The sequence below is a fragment of the Providencia sp. PROV156 genome (assembly GCF_028480905.1).
GTDB classification, from domain to species: Bacteria; Pseudomonadota; Gammaproteobacteria; order Enterobacterales; family Enterobacteriaceae; genus Providencia; species Providencia hangzhouensis.
In genome coordinates this window covers 49,265-69,678 of record NZ_JAMPPE010000020.1, presented here as the reverse complement: position 1 = coordinate 69,678, position 20,414 = coordinate 49,265, and the positions used below count along the sequence as shown (strand labels likewise).

Genomic DNA, 20,414 nt, shown 5'->3' with positions numbered 1-20,414 from the left:
GCTGTTTTTGATAATTTTCTTAGCCTTTTTTATAATCAATTTTATTAGGTTCTCGATAATATTTTAGTAATGTCACTTACTTATAAGAGCCCATAATGAGAACCAAGAACTCCTCAACAATACTGAACTATCATTCCGAACCACAACGTAAAATTAGCCCAATCGAGTTTAATAACATTCTGAATGATATTAAAAACCACTGTATTAACAGCCCAAAAGAGTTAAAAGCAAGATCGATAACTATCTCAATCCCCAAAAGCTATTCTGATGATCTTGAAATGCTAGCGATTAAAGCCTGTCGACAAGAAGAGCGGCGTATTTATCGAGAAGAATGTTCTGCTGCTTTCAAATTCAAAACACATAATGGGATGAAACGAGGCATTTTTTCTTTAGCTCAACAACTGGCTAATAAAAGCGGTGAAAATATTTTAGCGATGGATCCCCTGCCTCACGCAGCCCTCCCCAAAAGAAAATTATTTCGGCCACAACCGCCATTTATCGCCTTTATCAGCGCACTCGGTTATACACTTTTTAGCTAACAGTAAAAACCGCTGAATATAAACAGTTAGTCGATAACACTCGCCAAAAAGCACAAAATGAATTTACCGAAAAAGTATGGAATCACGCCTACCCTCTTCGTCAGTCATATACCGCTAACGGTGGAATGTTTTCTTACGCCCAACAATTAGCTAACAAAAGCCGTTGCAATGTCATTGGTGTTAAAGGTGAGTATATCCCTGCATCAGAGGAAAATAAGCTGCAATACTCTATTTTTCACCCTAAAAACAAACTGTTAGGGATTATTAGTCACTTAGGTAATGTCCTGCTAAGTCAGCGATGCTAAAAAGAAAAAGGGCTGTGAACCCCGAAGACTCACAGCCCTTTATTTGCCTATAAACGGTTATTTTCGTTTAACTAACAATGTGATACTTACTATCAGGAATAGGACGCTTGGCAATGCTGCTGCAATAATCGGTGGCACCGAATACACTAAGCTCCAATTACCGAACCCTTGGTTAAGTACGTAAAAGAGGAATCCCCCCACAATACCTGAAATAACACGAACGCCCATAGGAACGGTACGTAACGGCCCAAAAATAAATGAAACTGCCATTAGCATCATGACTGCCGCAGAAAGTGGTGCGAGGATTTTTTTCCACATGCTCAGCTCATAAACCGCAGCCACTTGGCCACTTTCTTTTAAATACGAGACATATTGATACAGGCCGCGGATTGATAGCGAATCAGCATTCAGTGAAACTATTCCTAGTTTTTCTGGGGTTAGGTTGGTCTTCCAATCCACCGTCAATCGCTGTGAACCTGTGATTTTTTTCTCGCTACTTAGAATTGACTCATCCACTTGAGATAACACCCAAAGCTGATTTGTCGAGTCGTACTCACCATTCGCAGCAAACATCACCGACTTCAATTTACGTTGGTCATCAAAACGATAAATCGACACATCTTGAATCGATGTCGCATTATTAATCCGCTGGATATGAATAAAATCATTGGCATCTTTTGCCCACATACCTTCATCTGTCACAACTAATGAGTTACCCACGATTTTTTCTGCACGATAATTTCTTGCCCACTGTTCTCCCGCAGGTGCGATCCACTCACCAATAAACATTGCGACAATGACCAATGGAACTGCTGTTTTCATCACCGATAATGCGATTTGTAAGCGGGTAAAACCGGAGGCTTGCATGACGACTAGCTCACTACGTGAAGCCAGTGCCCCTAACCCCATGAGTGCTCCCAACAATGCTGCCATTGGAAAGAAGATATCAATATCTTTTGGGACAGTTAATAAAGTGAATACACCTGCGCTCAATGCCGTATAGTCGCCATCACCCACTTTGCGAAGCTGCTCGACAAATTTAATGATCCCTGCCAGTGAAACGAGCAGAAATAGCGTCACTAAAATCGAATTTAAAATGGTCCGACCGATATACCTATCTAAAACACCAAACATCAGGCAACCCCTTTACTCAATTTAAGACGCATACGTCGCATTGGGACGGTATTCCACGCATTTAGGACTATCGCTAATATTAAATACCCCACATTCACCGCCCACATAGTATACCTTGGGTCAAGGTCGCCTTTATCAGCACTATTACGCAATGTACTTTGTAATAAAAAGAAAATGAGGTATAGCAGCATCGCTGGAAGCATACTTAATACCCGTCCCTGACGTGGATTAACTTCGCTTAATGGCACGACCATCAAAGCCATGACGACAACGGAGAATACTATCGTTAAGCGCCAATGGAACTCCGCGTTCACTTCAGGAGTATTTTCAGACCACAGTTGTAGCATATTTTTTTGCTCGACTCGGTCACTACGCGTTTCTGCGGTTTGGTGGTCAACAATAGCTTGGTAATTAACAAAGTCAGTTATTCGAAAATCTCGCAATAACGCGGTTCCTTCATAGCGAGTACCTTCGTTTAAAACAACGACTTGTCGGCCATCGGGGTCTTCTTTCATATAACCGCTATCAGCCACTACAACTGAAGGCCGTTGTTCATTTGCAGCGCGTAGCTGTGCAAGAAATACGTTCTTGAAGTTGCTACCTTTTACATCACCAATGTACAGAACATAATTGCCATCTTTAGTGGTTTTAAATTGCCCTTCCACCATCGCAGCTAGCCCAGGGTTCGCTTTCGCATCAGCCAATACTTGTTCTTGATATTGCGATGACCATGGTAACATCCACGTGATATTAGCCACCGCAACCATTGCGGTAATGACCGCTAGGACTAACGCGGCTTTTACTAAAACACTTTTACCTAAACCGCAGGCATGCATTACCGTGATTTCACTTTCAGTGTAAAGTTTACTGTAGGTCATCAAAAGCCCAAGGAATAGGCTCAAAGGTAAGATAAGCTGCGCCATTTCAGGCACACCTAACCCCAGTAAAGGAAGTACTAAGTTTGAGGGAATGTTGCCCTGAACCGCAGCGCCAAGAATATCTATCGACTTCTGGCTAAAAAAGATTAGCATCAATACAAAAAGTATGGCTAACTGACTTTTCAGGGTTTCCCGTACCAAATATCTAATAATGATCACGCTTATTACGCCTGTGAAAACTTGTCTTTTGGGAAGAAAATGGCTAAGTTCGTTCGATGTCTGCCATTTACTAACATATACTCTAGTTTATTGTATGGCTACAATGATATAAAAGCATTCTCTATACTGGTTGAAATATCAGAACATGCTTAATATTCGAGAAACCAGATATACCCGCCATACTTCATGGTGTATCGCAATTAACAGCATACAACGTGAGCTATTTCGCGTATAGATGGTTAGTTTAACATAAAGAGTTCATTCTCTATGAGGTAGATCATGCGAAACGCTAATTTTAGCGGGAGCATCGGCCTTTGTCTTTAAGATTCAGGAGAACGCATGGAGTTTAGTGTAAAAAGTGGTAGCCCGGAAAAACAACGCAGCGCTTGTATTGTTGTCGGAGTCTTTGAACCACGCCGTCTGTCCCCAATTGCTGAACAGCTGGACAAAATCAGTGACGGATATATCAGCGCCCTGCTGCGCCGCGGCGAACTTGAGGGTAAAGTAGGGCAATCCCTGCTACTCCATCATGTACCCAACGTTCTGTCTGAACGCATTCTACTTATCGGTTGCGGTAAAGAACGCGAATTAGATGAGCGCCAATTTAAACAAATTATTCAGAAAACAATCAGCACGTTGAATGAAACTGGCTCAATGGAAGCCGTCTGCTTCTTAACTGAATTACACGTTAAAGGCCGCAATAATTACTGGAAAGTGCGCCAAGCCGTCGAAACAGCCAAAGAATCACTGTATGTGTTTGATCAACTGAAAAGTAATAAAACAGAACATCGTCGTCCACTGCGTAAACTGGTTTTCAATGTGCCAACTCGCCGTGAATTGACCAGTGGTGAACGTGCTATTTCCCATGGTTTAGCGATTGCTTCAGGTGTTAAAGCGGCAAAAGATTTAAGTAATATGCCACCAAATATCTGTAACGCAGGTTATTTAGCGTCTCAAGCACGTCAATTAGCTGACATTTCAGACAGCAAACTGACCACGCGAGTGATCGGCGAAGAGCAGATGAAAGAGTTAGGAATGAACGCCTATCTCGCGGTGGGTCAAGGTTCACAAAATGAATCGCTGATGTCCATCATGGAATATAAAGGCAATCCAGATCCCGACTGCAAACCTATCGTACTCGTAGGCAAAGGGTTAACCTTTGACTCTGGCGGTATTTCAATCAAACCATCCGAAGGCATGGATGAAATGAAATACGATATGTGCGGCGCGGCTTCTGTTTACGGTGTAATGCGCTTTATCACTGAATTGCAGTTGCCAATTAATGTCATTGGGGTATTAGCAGGCTGTGAAAACATGCCTGGTGGGCGTGCTTATCGTCCGGGTGATATTCTTACTACCATGTCTGGGCAAACCGTTGAAGTCCTCAATACGGATGCCGAAGGCCGTTTAGTTCTGTGTGATGCACTCACCTATGTTGAGCGTTTTGAACCTGAGCTAGTTATTGATATCGCGACCTTAACAGGGGCTTGTGTCATTGCATTAGGCAGTCACTACACTGGGTTGATGTCAAACCACAACCCATTGGCTCATGAGTTATTAAACGCATCAGAGCAAGCGGGTGACCGTGCATGGCGTCTACCACTGGCTGATGAGTATTTTGACCAAATCACGCCTAATTTTGCTGATTTAGCCAATACGGGTGGCCGTCCTGCTGGTGCTATCACCGCGGGTTGTTTCTTGTCTCGCTTTGCGACGAAATATAACTGGGCACACCTTGATATCGCAGGGACTGCTTGGCGTTCAGGTGCAGCAAAAGGCGCTACTGGTCGCCCTGTCTCCATGCTAGCGCAGTTCTTATTGAACCGTGCAGGCCTTAATGGTGATGAGTAATCCCATTTAGCGCTTTAGCTGTACATCACTTGTAAAAATATCCCGATGAGCATTTATGCGACTCGGGATATTATTTTTGGTTTTTTGATACACCAAGAAAGCCATTTTGAGGCAGCTATAAAAAAGGTTATAATTCAACATAGACATAATTCTGCGCTTGGTCACCAAAAACGCGTAGCCCACATCCCATACAAAAGTATGTGACTAAGGCGAAAGTGCGTAGCCAACACCCCTACAAATTGAAGGATGGCAATTTACGCTATACCCTAAATAATTCAGTTTGTAGGTAGGCGGCAAGCAATTGAGACCTTAGGAGCATACAAAAGTATGTGACTAAGGCGAAAGTGCGTAGCCAACACCCCTACAAATTGAAGTATGACGGGTATATGAAAAAAGGTACATTTTACCAACTAAAACAGGCATCACCACATCCTGAACTTGAAGCCCATGAATGGCTAGCTTGTGAGCTTGCCGCACAAATGTGGCGCAGTGGAAAGCGTGTTTTAGTTGCTTGCGAAACACAGCAACAAGCTGAAAAGATTGATGAGGCCTTGTGGCAACGCGATCCACACCAGTTTGTCCCGCATAATTTGGCGGGTGAAGGGCCGCGTTATGGTGCACCGATTGAAATTTGTTGGCCTGCTAAACGGGGAAATACCCCACGTGATATCCTGATTAATTTACAAAATCAGTTCGCAGATTTTGCCACGGCTTTCCATGAAGTGGTAGACTTCGTACCTATTGATGAAACTTTAAAACAGTTGGCGCGTGAGCGGTATAAAACTTACCGTAGCGTCGGCTTCAATTTGACTATGGCGGCGCCGCCAACTTACTGAATACAAAAAGATAATGGAAAAGAAACCAGATAGCCCAATGAATGAGCCTTCGCTCGATAAAACGTATAACCCCGCAGAAATTGAGCAATCTCTATATGCTCACTGGGAGAAAAGCGGTTATTTTAAACCTAATGGGGATACCACCCAAGACAGCTTCTGTGTTGTCATTCCACCACCGAATGTCACTGGTAGCCTGCACATGGGGCACGCCTTCCAACAAACCATCATGGATACGATGATCCGCTATCAACGTATGCAAGGTAAAAATACCTTATGGCAAACGGGAACTGACCATGCAGGTATCGCAACTCAGATGGTTGTTGAGCGTAAAATTGCAGCAGAAGAAGGTAAAAACCGTCACGACTACGGCCGCGATGCGTTCATTGACAAAATCTGGGAGTGGAAAGCGGAATCCGGCGGTACAATTTCACAGCAAATGCGCCGTTTAGGCGATTCTGTTGATTGGGATCGCGAGCGTTTTACTATGGATGAAGGCTTATCTAAAGCCGTTAAAGAAGCGTTCGTTCGCCTTTATAAAGAAAACTTGATTTATCGTGGTAAGCGCTTAGTTAACTGGGACCCAAAACTGCACACGGCAATTTCTGACTTAGAAGTTGAAAATCGTGAAATCAAAGGGTCTATGTGGCACCTGCGTTATCCATTGGCTGATGGCGCAAAAACGGCTGAAGGCAAAGACTATTTAGTGGTCGCAACTACCCGCCCTGAGACCATGCTAGGAGATACCGGTGTCGCCGTTAACCCTGAAGATCCACGTTATAAAGATTTAATTGGTAAAGAAATTATTTTGCCAATCGTTAACCGCCGTATTCCAATTGTTGGTGATGAACACGCTGACATGGAAAAAGGTACTGGCTGTGTGAAAATCACTCCAGCTCATGACTTTAATGACTATGAAGTCGGTAAACGCCATCAGTTAACAATGATTAACATGATGGACTTAGACGGCAACGTTCGTAACGAAGCGGAAATTTTCGATACCAACGGTAACCCATCTACCGCTTATAGCTGCGAAATCCCAGAAGCTTACCGTGGAATGGAACGTTTTGCAGCGCGTAAAGCTATCGTCGCAGAATTCGAACAACTTGGCCTGTTAGTTGAAGTGAAACCCCATGACCTGACGGTGCCTTACGGTGACCGTGGTGGTGTAGTTATTGAGCCTATGCTAACCGACCAATGGTACGTGCGTACTGAGCCTTTGGCTCGTGATGCCATTAAAGCCGTTGAAGATGGCCGTATTCAGTTCGTTCCTCGTCAGTACGAAAACATGTATTTCTCTTGGATGCGTGATATTCAAGACTGGTGTATTTCTCGCCAACTGTGGTGGGGCCACCGCATTCCTGCATGGTATGACGAAAAAGGCAATGTCTACGTGGGTCGCGATGAAGACGAAGTTCGTCGTGAAAATAATCTAGGTGCGGATATTGCTCTGCGCCAAGACGACGACGTACTGGATACGTGGTTCTCTTCCGGTCTGTGGACATTCTCTACTCTCGGCTGGCCTGAAAATACCGACGCACTGAAAACATTCCATCCAACAGATGTATTAGTCAGTGGCTTCGATATTATTTTCTTCTGGATTGCCCGTATGATCATGATGACCATGCATTTCATCAAAGATGAAAACGGCGAGCCACAAGTGCCATTCAAAACCGTTTATATGACAGGCCTGATCCGTGATGAAGAAGGCCAAAAAATGTCAAAATCCAAAGGGAACGTTATCGACCCATTAGATATGATTGACGGTATCTCTTTGGAAGATTTACTTGAAAAACGTACTGGTAACATGATGCAGCCACAATTGGCTGAAAAAATTGCTAAACGTACTCGTAAAGAGTATCCAGAAGGGATCGAAGCCCATGGTACTGATGCACTACGCTTCACTTTGGCGGCATTAGCGTCAACAGGCCGTGATATCAACTGGGATATGAAACGCCTGTCCGGCTATCGCAACTTCTGTAATAAATTATGGAATGCGAGCCGTTTCGTTCTGATGAATACTGAAGGCCAAGATTGTGGTCAAAACGGCGGCGAAATGAGCTTCTCACTAGCTGACCGCTGGATCATGGCGCAATTCAATCAAACAGTGAAAGCTTACCGTGAAGCGTTAGATACTCACCGTTACGATATCGCAGCTGGTATTTTGTATGATTTCACATGGAATGAATTCTGTGACTGGTACTTAGAGCTGTCTAAACCTGCTGTTCATAAAGGTAACGAAGCACAAGTACGTGCGGCTCGCTTCACCTTAATTGAGGTATTAGAAGGCTTACTGCGCCTTGCTCACCCAATCATTCCATTTATCACTGAAACCATCTGGCAGCGCGTCAAAGTGGTTAAAGGTATTGATGCCGATACCATTATGTTGCAAGCGTTCCCTGAGTTCGATGCGGCTAAAGTGGATGAGCTCGCGCTAAGTGACCTTGAGTGGATCAAAGAAGCCATTATTGCTGTACGTAATATTCGTGCAGAAATGAATATCTCTCCAGGTAAGCCACTGGATGTGATGCTGCGTGGCGCTTCTGCTGATGCAAAACGTCGCGTTGAAGAAAACCAAAGCTTTATCAAATCAATGGCACGTTTAGAAAGCATCCGCGTACTGGCTGATGGTGAAGAAGCACCGGTTTCCGTCACTAAACTCGTTGGCGGTGCAGAGCTGCTGATCCCAATGGCTGGCTTAGTCGATAAAGACGCAGAACTGGCTCGTTTAGATAAAGAGCTGGAAAAAGTGGTGAAAGAAATCGAAACCATTGAAAGCAAATTAGCTAACGAAGGTTTTGTGAGCCGCGCGCCTGCTGCCGTTGTTGAAAAAGAACGTGAACGCTTAACTGCCAATATTGAAGCAAAAGCTAAAATTGAAGCGCAAAAAGTGACCATCGCCTCTTTGTAATTATTAATTAGCTAATCATTTTTAAGCCCTTATCGATTCGTTGATAAGGGCTTTTTATTCGAGTATCATCAAATGACTGCGTTCGCAGTTCTCAGATTGAAGTTCCCTTCTGGTTCTCTCTACACTGAGTTGTACACAATAATAATCAAGAGTTTCACATGACAACACAAAACTACAAAATTCGTCCTATCGAACAACAAGATAACGCAGGTATTGCCGCGGTGATCCGCGAAGTTTCTGCTGAGCATGGCTTAACCGCAGACAAAGGCTTTGCTGTTGCTGACCCTATTTTAGATACCTTATTTGAGGTTTATAGCAAACCGCGCAGTGCTTACTGGGTGGTGGAAATGGATGGCGAAATTGTTGGCGGTGGCGGTGTTTCACAAGTCGCGGGAGGCGATAACGATACGGCAGAATTACAGAAAATGTATTTATCTTCCGTGCTACGTGGCAAAGGCTTAGCAAAACAAATCGTACTGATGTCACTGGAATTTGCTAAAGCGCAAGGCTACACTCGTTGCTATTTAGAAACGACCAAAGAACTTCAAGCTGCTATTAAGTTATATGAAAAATTAGGGTTTGAATTTATTGATGAACCGTTAGGAAATACGGGTCATAGTGACTGTGAAATTCGTATGTTGAAAGCGTTATAATTCTGCTATAGGTAAAATAGCACCTATAGAAGAGATAACTTGAAGTTGGGCCCCCTATCAGGGGGCTATATTCCTTATTAAGTCCCAAGCAATTCCATTTGTTGGTCGAGTTCCTGATCGGCTTTATCCTGATACTATAATAACGCCTGATGATCGTTTCATTTCCCCCACCAGTATCAGCAAAAATACCCCCTAGCCCAAAAATGGTTATCTATTGTGTTCATTGCCTTCAAATCAGTGCTAATAAATACCGCTAAATACGCTTAAGGTTAGGGGAATTCTAACCAAGCTCGATACCATATAAACCAGCTTTGCTGATTTATATGCACCTACGATTTGTTGACCTTTTTTGAAATGACCAATAACTAAGCCCAGTAATAATGTGAGACACGTCACCTAACTGAAATTTCCCCCTTTCCCAAGACCAATGCGGCTGGTTGTTCAGTTTTTCCATGCTGTACTGAATAGACCAAATACTCTGGGATAGTGATCTATCGATTTATCTCAATTGTTCAATACCTAATAATTAAGGAACAGAATGAATCTTCAATTCGCTAATTTCAAAAAAAGCACATTGAACTTACTCGGCACAGCCGTATTGACTTTAATTCCCATTACAGCAAATGCAACATGCCCTACAGGGCAAGAACAATATGATCGTTTAGATTTCATAGGCAAAGATGACACCGTTGTTTCCGTGGACCATAGGGGAGATATGAGTGGCAAAGTTCCGGAAAATAGCCTGCTTGCGTTCCAAGGTTCATACAAAAAATGCAGGCACGCGATAGAAACGGATGTCAGACTTTCCAAGGATGGGGCTCTAATGGTTTTTCATGATGCCAATATAGGTCGTGTATTGGAAACAGGTTACAACCCTGAAACAAATAGTGGCCCGAATCCCCCTATATCAAGTCTTACTCAACAAGAAATTCAATCAAAACAAATGCATTCTGTTAACTGGGATGTAACGAGTCAATATGTACCAACGGTTAATGAAGTTATCTCAGATTACATAGCAAACAATGGTCAATCTCTTTTTTATTTTGACATTAAAGATGAAAAAGCAATTATTATGGTTGCGAAAGCGATTTCTGAAGAAGCTAAAACACATCCTGATGTTCTAAAGCGATTTATTGTCAAATTTGGAATGGAGCATGTGCCAACTTATGAAAAGTGGCAAGAACTGCTTATAAAGGAAGGCGCGAACTCCGCCGTTATGGCAAACCCTTATATTAGTCCCTGGGGAGCGGAAAAAATCAATAAAATGGATATACCTAACCCTCCAGGTGAACAATATGAGGACAATACCAGTCGAGCGGTTGCCTCTTGGGCTCGGCAACCAGCTAAGTTGGTGCCAAATGTTGAGGTTGTGATTAAAAACTCAGATGATTTTATTACAACTACGAAGCGTCTTTCAGATCAAGGTATCTATGAAAAACCAACTAGCTTAGAAAGTGATAACACATTTAAAGGCTCAATGGCTCGAATGATCTCAATTATTAAAAGCAAACAAAAAGCACTAGGGTTATTTGTACCCAACCCAGATTTCATTCAATGGAAAAAAGACAAAGTTACTCAAGGAGTAACAATTAAGAGCACTACGGATGGTCGGCAGTTAAATATTGAAAGTGCCTATATTCTTAATACCGGTAACTGTTGCTACACAATGGAAGAGCGACTAGGTCCTAACGAGCAAGAAGATATCCGCATGAACTTAGCATGGGCCAGAAGTATTGGTGCAAATGTAATTACGGTTGATGACCCTGACTCCGTTGATACTTATTACAGAATGCAAGACGAGTTGGATAAAGTCGCAATTCCAGTTACTGTAAAACCGTCAAAAGAGATGAACTCCGTCCTTTCTCGTCAACTTAATTTGCTAGACAATTTTCCAAAAGAAAACAGTATATTTATCAAGCCGTGGTTAGGTGAAGCGGCCTGGGGTTGGGGAGGTGTAGTCTGTCTTTGGGATAACTTTGATGGCGATCATTATGCTTGGACCTATCGGTGCGATTATGCCAATGCGACTGCTGATGGTTATCATAAAATATTTCATACAAAAGTGGTTGAAAAGCATAAGTATTCTTCAGAAGCAGGCGCTGCTATTCAAATTTTTAATGAAAACTCAGAATACTGCCTAACCATAGATAGAGATGCACAAAGACGATTGTTGTGGGAAAAAAACTGTAACACCGTGGAAGATAAATCTCTATTTATTTTCGATAGAAACCATTTAATTCCTGTTCGGTATTATCACTCAGAAACTGGGCGAAAAATGGTTAGGAATGTGAACCAAGGAATGTATGGACTTGATATGTATGGCTCTTTGACAGTTGATAATTATGTAGAAGATGACACATGGGGACTGTGGGGGATATATAACAGTAGTAATTGATAGTAATATTAGGCCAGACAAATTGTCTGGCCTAATATTAATGCTCTAAAGTCACCGCGTGCACATATGGGAGTTGTTTGAGTGCTATGTAAAACTCAGTTAACATCATTTTTTGCCTGACATTGACTCTCAAATTAACTTCAACACGCTCCTTTTTCAAATCCCGAATATTTAGACTGTCTATTATATTTTTGTTCAATTTCAGGTAGTCAATCATTAACTGCAAGCCATCCTCATCATTGAATAACATTCGGATATTTAATTTACCAAGTTTTCTGCTCTTTGCTTGATAGAGCAAGACTTGTGGGCTAATCCATATTGCAACAAAAAATAAGACAGTCACTGCGATGGCATGAATATAAAAACCATTTCCTGACGCAATACCAATCCCAGCTGAAGCCCACACAATTGCAGCGGTTGTTAAGCCTGAGATGGCATCATCGCTGCGGTGCATGATGACCCCTGCACCTAGAAAACCAATCCCGCTGATAATCTGCGCGGCTAGCCTCATGGGATCGCTACGTATATTGTCGGATATCCCAGCGTAGTATTCAGCGGATTGTATTGACACAATCGTTAACAGGCAGCTGGCAACTGAAATAATAACACATGTGGTAAATCCGACTGGTTTACCTTTTGCTTCCCTTTCTAAACCAAGGAGGCCACCTAAGACAAAGGCGACCGTCAACTTGATTAATGTAGGAGGAAAGTTGCTTAACTGCTCATAAACATAGGTTAAGCCTTCCATTTACCTCTCTCCTTACTCCATTTATTTATCTACAACAGCATCCACATTGTGATTATCTTGCTGCGTTGTTTTCTTTTTCGAAACATCATCTTTAAAGAAGATGAGGAAGAAGACTAATACAACGGCTGCAACTACTGTTGGGTAATGCCAATAGGTAACCCATTGAGGCAGTGATGTGGCTCCTGTCTCTGTGACTGTATTGTTGAAAATATAACCACAGACAGTTGACGCAAATAATAAGCCTGCACCATTAGAGACGATAAAGCGGATCCCTTGAGCTTGAGCGCGGATTTCTGGGCGCGCCTTTTTATCAACATAGATGTCGCCAGCAGTAAAGAAAAAGTCCCAACATAAGCCTTGCAGTAACAGACCAATGATAATAAACATCGTGCCAGTATCCATTGCTGCATAAGAGAAAAGGACAGTTCGGACAATCCAAGAGCCAATACCTAATGCTAATGTAATTTTAAACCCGAATTTTAACAGCACGAATGACAATACAAACATAAAGACGATTTCACAGGCCACGCCAATCTGCATCATGGATGCTGCGTTATCGAACCCAAGCGCTTTAATGAATACCGGAATATAAGCGGAATAAGCTGTTTTTGGGATCATGAGCACAAAGATGCTAAACATGAGAATTGCGAAATAGCGGTCTTTAAATAAAGAAAGTGCGTCAAGACATAGAATATCCCTAGGCTTAAATGGTTGGTCTTTAGCTTTCGGAGGAGTGTCCGGCAGTGTTAAACAGTATAGCGCTAGCACAACACCTGCACCCGCAGCAATATACCAAGTCATGGTACTACCAGAGAAGCCCATTTCACCCATGATGAATCCCACAACCATGAAACCGAAATTTCCAAACACTCGGATAACTGGGAACATTTTCACGCCGTTAATGTGTGAGAAAGTAATACTGTTAGAGAGCGCTGTGGTTGGGTAAAATAACAAACCGACGATAAAGATCAGAAACAAGGTCATTCCAACATTCTGCGCTTCCACAAATTGAGGCACCGTTAGCAACACACCTGCATTGATAATGTGAAGTACAGCCATAACCTTTTGTGATGAAAAGAATCTATCCGCAATCATTCCGATGAATAGTGGTGACATGATAGTCGCCAGCCCCAGTAAGGCATAAGCATTACCAATGATGTTAGCCATTCCATAAGAACTCAATACCAGTCCCATCGTCATATTCCATGCACCTTGCATGAAATATTGGACAAACATCATGATCAACAGCCTGGAAGTTATATTCACGCTCATAGTGATCTCCTTAGTTTGCTTCAACCGTGAGGCCGTCAGAAGCAACTAAAATGTTATGTTCAGCGCAAATGCTTTCCAGATTTTCATGTAATAAACGCGCGCTATGTGAGATATGGGAAACCAATGTTTTTGTTTTCGGGTGTATACAACCTTGGGCTTCCAGCTTTTGTTTGGCTGCAAACACGGTTTCCAAACTCATGTGATTGTCCGTTTTATCATCACCATTCAAGCCATAGGTACATTCTAAAACAACGATATCCAACGGCTTATCGACGAGCCAATTCCAAGTCAGTTCAGGGAACCAACCGGAGTCATGTCCATAAAAAATACTCTTTCCAGCTTTCTCTACATGATACACAAAACAATATTCCCACTTTGCATGATTAGCCAGCAAAGGCGTGATTTTATAGCCATTATGCTCAACTGTTTCATAGGGAACCATGCAATGAAAACCGAAGCGTTCTTTACTGTAACCAGGTAAAACACTGATAGAGCCATTAATTGCTCTGTCGTTACCAAAAATGTGCAAAGGGTGGCATATTTCGTAGCCATAACCTTCCATACGGCTATATAAATCGCCAACATTAAAGTGGTCAGGGTGAGTATGCGTAAAAAGAAGCGTTTCAATATCAGTCGCATCACGACCATCTCGCAATAACTGATGGCTGAACGTCGGAGACATATCCACTAGCATAACATCATCAATGATAGCGGATGACTGGGTTCGAATATCTTTTCCGCCAATTCGGCGAGCCTCTAAACAGTGTTCACATCGACAAAATGGGTTCGGGATACCTTCGGAAGCAGCTGTACCTAAAAAATGGATTTTCATAGTGAATTCCTTTTATTTGTAATTATCATGCTTATTTGAATTTGATACGTATCAATATATATAATTTAAGACAATCACAAAGCTTTTATAGTGAATTAAGTGATCACGTTCAAAGTAAAATTCACTAATACCTAAAATATCAATATATTAAGCAATAGTTAATTAGACGTATAGGAATTGAATTCATTATGATCTTAGTCATACAACAGGATGTAAAATATGATACGAATCAATTTCATTTATCTTTATATAACCTCAAATTAAGGTATTATTATTGACAGTCAATTTGGAGGGGATAATCAATGGCAACGATGAGGGATATTTGTAGGATTGCTGGTGTTTCACACGGCACTGTCTCTAATGTGTTGAATGGGCGTGGTAACGTCAGCGTAGAGAAAATGGAAGCGGTGTTAAATGCGGCTAAAGAACTGGGCTATAGCGTTAACACACAAGCTCAATTACTCCGAGCAAATACAAATATTAAGATTGCTATTGTACTCCCCCACCTAACATCAGAAAAATACACTGTACTATTCAACTCTATTCGCCAAACGATCGAAGACTACTCAGACTTGCCATTTGATGTCTTTCTGACTGATGACCTAAAGTCTAAAGAACTGAAAGTATTGCAAAAAATCGCCTCTGGTGGATACAAGAATGTTATCTCTGTTAGTTGTCTTGACGATGCTGCAATTTATTTTGATACGCTTCAAATTGCCCCTGAAAATGTAACTTTTGTCTATCGAAAACCCCAAAATGCTAAAATCCATTTTGGTCTTGACTATGTTCAGGCAGCTGAAGCCATCGCAAATCAGATAGCAAAAGACTCATATAAGAGAATTGGAATTTTTGCCGAGGCCTCACATCATTTGAATAGTGAGGAGTTTGTCCGGGAAGTACGGCTATCATTACAAAAAAACATACCGAATGTCGAAATTGTTGTGTGTTATTCAAGCGACCTCGAATCTTACAATACCGCATTTGATTTTTTCTCTAATAACCAAAAGTTAGATGCAATCATTGCGCAAGATCTCGAAAGAACTCGATATATCACTCAGGCTAGTTATTTCGGGAGCTCGAGAGAGGCACCCCGTATTTTTTCATTAACTGGCAGCACACCGCCAATGGTTAATGGAATATATTGCTCCCCAATTAATTACGCCCAATTAGGTCAGGATGTTGCCATTCGCTTATTTCAAAATGAGGGGAAAAAGTTAGAACAGGAACCGCAAGTCTCCAACCCTTGTAGCCATGTTTACACCAGTGAGGCTAGAGATGGTGAACGCCTTCGAATTGATACGCTTAATTTACTAACGATACCCAGTCCTTCAACCGACGCATTACAAAAACTGCTTCCTAACTTTTTCGCCCAAACAGGAGTCCACGTTAATATCTCTGTTCGCCCCTTTGGAGAGATATTCAACATCCTTAATACGATAGAAGAGCATGCTTTTTACGATTTATTACGCGTTGATGTCGCTTTCTTTCCTTGGTTTGCAGAAAAGACACTCGTTCCGCTTAGTGCGATAGGTAATGGATTAACAGACTTACAATCAAAGTACACAGAGCAAAAGCAGAGCCGATTCTGTTTGGTTAATGGCACGGCCTATGCAATGCCGTTGGACGCAAGTGTACAACTTATGTTTTACAGAAAAGACCTATTTGAAGACCCAATTACAAAGCGCATGTACTTTGAATCGACAGGCAAAGAGCTGAAAGTTCCTTCCACTTTTGAAGAATACGACAGAATAAGCCATTTTTTCTATACTCATCGAGAAGCAGGCAACGAAAATAAGCCTTATGGCTCATCTTCGACAACAGGAAGTGCTGGAATAATTTCATCAGAGTACCTGCTACGCTATTATGCCGCAGGTGGACGTTTGTTTGACGCTAGTACAGAACCGAGCTTAAGCCCTTTGATTGCTGAGAAAGTGCTTGCTGACTACATAAACCAACTCTCCTACACAGACCGGATTAACAGTGAGTGGTGGGGAGAATCGATAAAACGGTTTGAGTCAGGAGGCCTTGCGATGAACATCGCGTATATGAATTTATTTAACGATGTAGCTCACAGTCCTATGTCCAATAACATTGGATTCGCCCCAGTGCCTGGAGGAAAGCCTCAAATTGGCGGTGGGGTTTTAGGTATGTCACGTTGTAGTAAAAAGACAGAATTAGTCGAGCATTTTTACCGCTGGCTTTACTCTGACGTCATTCAGGATCATATACTGATGCTTGGTGGAAATACTATTCAACGTAATTATATTTATATGCAAGAGGTTAGACAGCGTTATCCTTGGCTTTCGCTTTCATATAATGAAATTAGGACTGGAGTCCGTGAATCCACAATGCCTAATGGAGAAGCATTTAATCTTCGTCAAGCTGAAAATATCATTGGTCGTGGGGTCATTGATGCTTTAGATGGGTTAATGACCATTCAGGAAACCATTCAGAAGATAAATCTAGGGTTAAAAAATCTTTAAAAATACAGGCCACAGCCTCTCGGGGCCGTGGTCTTGTTCAATTTTTATAATGTATATCACTAACTGCTCTTAGTTTCTCTGCTGCTTGTTCTGGCGTCAAATCTCGTTGCGCTTCAGCCAACATTTCATAGCCTACCATAAATTTTCGTACTGAAGATGAACGTAGTAAAGGCGGATAAAATTGGGCGTGTAATTGCCAATGGTTAATGTTCTGGCCGTCCTTAAAGAAAGGCGCAAAGTGCCATCCCATAGAGTAAGGGAAAGATGTTTTGAACAGGTTGTCATAGCGTGAAGTGAGCTTTTTTAATGCAAGTGCGAGATCACTCTGCATCTCTTCCGTTAATTCATTCATGCGATGAACAATTGATTTTGGCATCAATATTGTTTCAAATGGCCAAGCAGCCCAATATGGTACCACTGCAATCCAATGATCCGTTTCTACCACCGTGCGTTTTCCGTCACTCATTTCAAGGGCTGCATAGTCCAAAAGTAGATTGGAGCCATTTTCCTTATAGTAACGCTGTAGGTTTTCATCTTTTCGCTTTATTTCGTTAGGAAGAAAATCAGAGGCCCAAATCTGCCCGTGAGGGTGCGGTTGTGAGCACCCCATCATTTCACCTTTGTTTTCAAATACTTGAACCCACAAATACTCCTCCCCAAGTTCAAACAGTTGTTCACTCCATGTTTTCACGACGTCTTTAATTTGTGAAACACTCAGTTCTGGCAATGTTTTACTGTGATCTGGAGAAAAGCATATCACTCGACTAAGGCCTCGCACAGCTTGAGTGCGGAGCAAACGGGTTACATTTTCAGGCTGCGCAGAACCTTGCTGCGTTAGGGCAGAAAAATCATTTTGGAAAACAAAAGTTCCCTTGTAGTCTGGATTTATCTCACCTGAAACTCTTTTATTTGTTGGGCATAAAAAACACTTTTCGTCATATTCAGGCTGTTTTGTCGCTTCAGGAGCCTCATCCATGCCATTCCATGGTCTTTTAGCACGGTGAGGTGACACAAGTACCCACTGGTCAGTTAGCGGATTATAGCGGCGATGTGGCACCTCTGTTGGGTCGAATTTTGGTAAATTCATGTTGGACCTCATTTATTAACATTTGAATCGTTGTAGCCTTCCGGATTATTACTTTGCCAACGCCAAGTATCATCAGCCATATCCTGAATGCTTCATGTTGCCTTCCAGTGGAGTTCACATTAAGCTTTCTCTGGTGTTGACCAATACTCTGTCACAGGGATATAACCCGCTTTAATGAGCTCTACACAAGTATGGCTTCCGATATACCCCATTCCCCCTGAAACCAAAATTTCTACTTTTTCCATATTGACCTCGCTGAATCGATTTCACCAATCATACGATTTGAACGTATCAATTCCATGTATTGATGTTAGAAATTGAACAGAGATCACAATACATATCCAAAATTCATTTTAATCACGAATTGCCAATAAGGTTCTTTCGATTGTTTTTACATGGCAGGCTTTAACTTAATTATTGCAGTCGCTGTTATGTTTGTTTTTGCTTTTTTAAGTTGTATACGTACCAATTCTTAGGCATTGAGATTGCTCTCTTGTGTTTTGCATCTACACTTTTGATTAGCGAACGGAACTATTTGATATTGCGTGCTTTATAATAATATCAACCGCAGTAATCACTAAAAAAGCAAACGGACTTGGCCATCCAAATTATGAACCTTAAGGCGTCCAACATGACAAACACAGTTAAGTTAATAAAGTCATTGTTTTGTATGATGTTAATGCTCTTTATTTATGGGTTTCCAGTGCATGCAAATGAAATGAAGGAAACAGAATCGTGGGTAAGCTGGGGGCAGCAATCTATCAGTCTGGGTAGCCCTCCAATTTATAGCTTTAAAGCCAAAAGTGATGTAAGAGTGAGAAATAACGAAAGGCCTCTATTGGTAGACGTCTATCTACATAATATGAAATATCAAGGGCCCAGTTACGACCAGACACGAGTCCGAGTAACCGCATCAGCTAAGCACGTGATTTCTGGAAAATTGATGCGACAAGAATCAAACGAAGTATTTGGAAAAATCAAAGAATTTAAAACACGGTTTGAGTTTCCTGCTATCCGTTCAGGGGATTACGAAATCGAAATTGAAATGATAAAAATTGATTATCTCGATGATAACTATCCTGTCTGGTCCTTCTTAATTAAAGGAGCTGATAGCCGAAAAGGAACTTCATTCATAGCAGGACAAGCTGCCTATGAGGCTAATCGAATTCATTTAGCAGCATCAGATGTACAAAAGACGAAGAAGGCAGGTCAATACGTTTTCGGTCAAAGAAAAGATCACACAGATTATTACGAAGTCCCTGTTATTCTCGGATCGGAAAGTTATACAGTTAAACTGACCGGTAGCCTTCTGATGCTCCCTAAACTTATTGATAGAGTTCGCTATGTATATCCACATCTGCTAGGAGATATGCATAAGGGCAAGTCTGAGCGCTGTGAATACAACGTTTATGCTACCGTAGATTATCAGCATCAAAACGCTGAAATCTATACACCGTATGAAGCTTGGCAAGAACTTGATGGCCCTTTAGTGGCACTAAATGCCAATTTCTTTGATGTCCGCAAGCAAGCTGCGCAGACCAACTGGAAGATGAATCGGTGTTCATCTCCAATGGGTATGTATTATGACAATGTAACAAAAGGGCCAACTCAAGGTACTCATAATTCTCCAAATAAATACCTCGCGGGCTTGCCTTATTTTATAAACCCTAACAACTATAAATCTATCAAACTCGATACAATGCTTTGGCTTGATGATGTTTATTCACATCGCATGCTGATTCATGCAGACTCACTGGAAGCAAAAAATGTCGAACAACAAATGAAAGAGTTAGACCGTGATGGATTCAAATACATTGCTGTTTCCGGTGTGGGGATTAACGACCGAATAGAAGATCCCTCCATTACCCCAGCATATGCAGAGAGAGGGTTGGGTAGAGTGGCTATGAGTTTTAATGAAGATGAAAATCTGATTTATATTTATCAAGGAGGAGATGTGGATGATGGTCTAGACCGTCGCGAGCTATATGGCCTGTTCAAAGCATTACATGTAGATAATGCAATTGAGTTCTCTGGTGGCCCATACGCTGCTATCGCAATCAAAGATGATAGTTTCACTATTTATGGTGGAATAAGAACAAAATCTTCTTGTCCTGATAACCGTGTATGGTGTTCAGCACCTACAAACGAAAATGGGCAGCCCGGCGCAACACCTGCATGGTTAGGCATTTCAAACCGTTAATTCCCTTTCACCCCGAAGAAATGGCACTGTATTCGCTATGCCATTTCTTCGCTAACTGTTAAACCTACGATACG

Annotated in this window: 16 protein-coding genes; 9 read left to right on the top strand and 7 right to left on the bottom strand. The window is 41.9% G+C overall.

Annotated elements, in window-relative coordinates; all coding sequences use genetic code 11:
- Window positions 1-95: 95 nt before the first annotated feature.
- Window positions 96-539 (top strand): hypothetical protein, encoded by a 444-nt coding sequence (locus tag PSF31_RS14990; RefSeq protein ID WP_096864303.1) that lies wholly within the window; start codon window positions 96-98, stop codon window positions 537-539.
- Window positions 540-664: 125 nt separating this feature from the next.
- Complete coding sequence (locus tag PSF31_RS14985) at window positions 665-844, top strand: hypothetical protein (RefSeq protein WP_096864304.1); 180 nt, start codon at window positions 665-667, stop codon at window positions 842-844.
- Window positions 845-901: 57 nt separating this feature from the next.
- Here the strand turns inward: PSF31_RS14985 and lptG are convergent, their stop codons facing one another.
- Together lptG and lptF are read right to left on the bottom strand one after the other, a co-directional pair.
- Window positions 902-1,978 carry an LPS export ABC transporter permease LptG gene (gene lptG, locus PSF31_RS14980; RefSeq protein ID WP_004264322.1) on the bottom strand — a complete coding sequence of 359 codons (1,077 nt, stop codon included), beginning with the start codon at window positions 1,976-1,978 and terminating at the stop codon, window positions 902-904.
- On the bottom strand, window positions 1,978-3,075 hold the full coding sequence (lptF, locus tag PSF31_RS14975; protein WP_036958756.1) for an LPS export ABC transporter permease LptF: 1,098 nt from the start codon (window positions 3,073-3,075) through the stop codon (window positions 1,978-1,980). The genes lptG and lptF overlap by 1 nt, the downstream gene beginning before the upstream one ends.
- Before the next feature lie 339 nt (window positions 3,076-3,414).
- Here lptF and pepA point away from each other — a divergent pair, with 339 nt between their 5' ends.
- From pepA to PSF31_RS14950, 5 genes are all read left to right on the top strand, one after another.
- Entirely contained in the window at window positions 3,415-4,926 is a 1,512-nt protein-coding gene (gene pepA / locus PSF31_RS14970) for a leucyl aminopeptidase (protein ID WP_004264329.1), read from the top strand.
- Between the two features lie 386 nt (window positions 4,927-5,312).
- Entirely contained in the window at window positions 5,313-5,762 is a 450-nt protein-coding gene (locus tag PSF31_RS14965) for a DNA polymerase III subunit chi (protein ID WP_094961630.1), read from the top strand.
- A 37-nt stretch (window positions 5,763-5,799) separates the two neighbouring features.
- Entirely contained in the window at window positions 5,800-8,670 is a 2,871-nt protein-coding gene (locus tag PSF31_RS14960) for a valine--tRNA ligase (RefSeq protein ID WP_172974385.1), read from the top strand.
- A gap of 158 nt (window positions 8,671-8,828) precedes the next feature.
- On the top strand, window positions 8,829-9,323 hold the full coding sequence (locus tag PSF31_RS14955) for a GNAT family N-acetyltransferase (protein ID WP_004264338.1): 495 nt from the start codon (window positions 8,829-8,831) through the stop codon (window positions 9,321-9,323).
- A 538-nt stretch (window positions 9,324-9,861) separates the two neighbouring features.
- Window positions 9,862-11,718, top strand: coding sequence for a glycerophosphodiester phosphodiesterase family protein (locus PSF31_RS14950; protein ID WP_096864306.1), 1,857 nt, complete (start codon window positions 9,862-9,864; stop codon window positions 11,716-11,718).
- A 37-nt stretch (window positions 11,719-11,755) separates the two neighbouring features.
- Here PSF31_RS14950 and PSF31_RS14945 read toward each other — a convergent pair whose 3' ends face one another.
- From PSF31_RS14945 to PSF31_RS14935, 3 genes are read right to left on the bottom strand one after another with little or no spacing between them, the layout of a single operon-like run.
- Window positions 11,756-12,466 (bottom strand): MgtC/SapB family protein, encoded by a 711-nt coding sequence (locus PSF31_RS14945; protein WP_272683204.1) that lies wholly within the window; start codon window positions 12,464-12,466, stop codon window positions 11,756-11,758.
- A gap of 21 nt (window positions 12,467-12,487) precedes the next feature.
- Window positions 12,488-13,738 (bottom strand): MFS transporter, encoded by a 1,251-nt coding sequence (locus tag PSF31_RS14940; RefSeq protein WP_096864308.1) that lies wholly within the window; start codon window positions 13,736-13,738, stop codon window positions 12,488-12,490.
- Between the two features lie 10 nt (window positions 13,739-13,748).
- Window positions 13,749-14,570 carry an MBL fold metallo-hydrolase gene (locus PSF31_RS14935; protein ID WP_096864309.1) on the bottom strand — a complete coding sequence of 274 codons (822 nt, stop codon included), beginning with the start codon at window positions 14,568-14,570 and terminating at the stop codon, window positions 13,749-13,751.
- A 302-nt stretch (window positions 14,571-14,872) separates the two neighbouring features.
- On the opposite strand from PSF31_RS14935, the gene PSF31_RS14930 reads away from it, so the two are divergent.
- A complete protein-coding gene (locus PSF31_RS14930) occupies window positions 14,873-17,053 on the top strand; it encodes an extracellular solute-binding protein (protein ID WP_096864310.1) in 2,181 nt (726 codons plus the stop codon).
- Between the two features lie 37 nt (window positions 17,054-17,090).
- On the opposite strand, the gene PSF31_RS14925 is transcribed toward PSF31_RS14930, so the two are convergent.
- Both PSF31_RS14925 and PSF31_RS14915 read right to left on the bottom strand, forming a co-directional pair.
- Complete coding sequence (locus tag PSF31_RS14925) at window positions 17,091-18,140, bottom strand: UDP-glucose--hexose-1-phosphate uridylyltransferase (RefSeq protein WP_096864311.1); 1,050 nt, start codon at window positions 18,138-18,140, stop codon at window positions 17,091-17,093.
- Between the two features lie 119 nt (window positions 18,141-18,259).
- Window positions 18,260-18,385, bottom strand: a complete 126-nt coding sequence (locus PSF31_RS14915; protein ID WP_255254518.1) for an NAD-dependent epimerase/dehydratase family protein — start codon at window positions 18,383-18,385, stop codon at window positions 18,260-18,262.
- Window positions 18,386-18,771: 386 nt separating this feature from the next.
- Between PSF31_RS14915 and PSF31_RS14910 the strand changes: the two genes are divergently transcribed.
- Window positions 18,772-20,340: a hypothetical protein gene (locus PSF31_RS14910; RefSeq protein WP_096864312.1), complete on the top strand. Its 1,569-nt coding sequence runs from the start codon at window positions 18,772-18,774 to the stop codon at window positions 20,338-20,340.
- Window positions 20,341-20,414 lie beyond the last annotated feature (74 nt).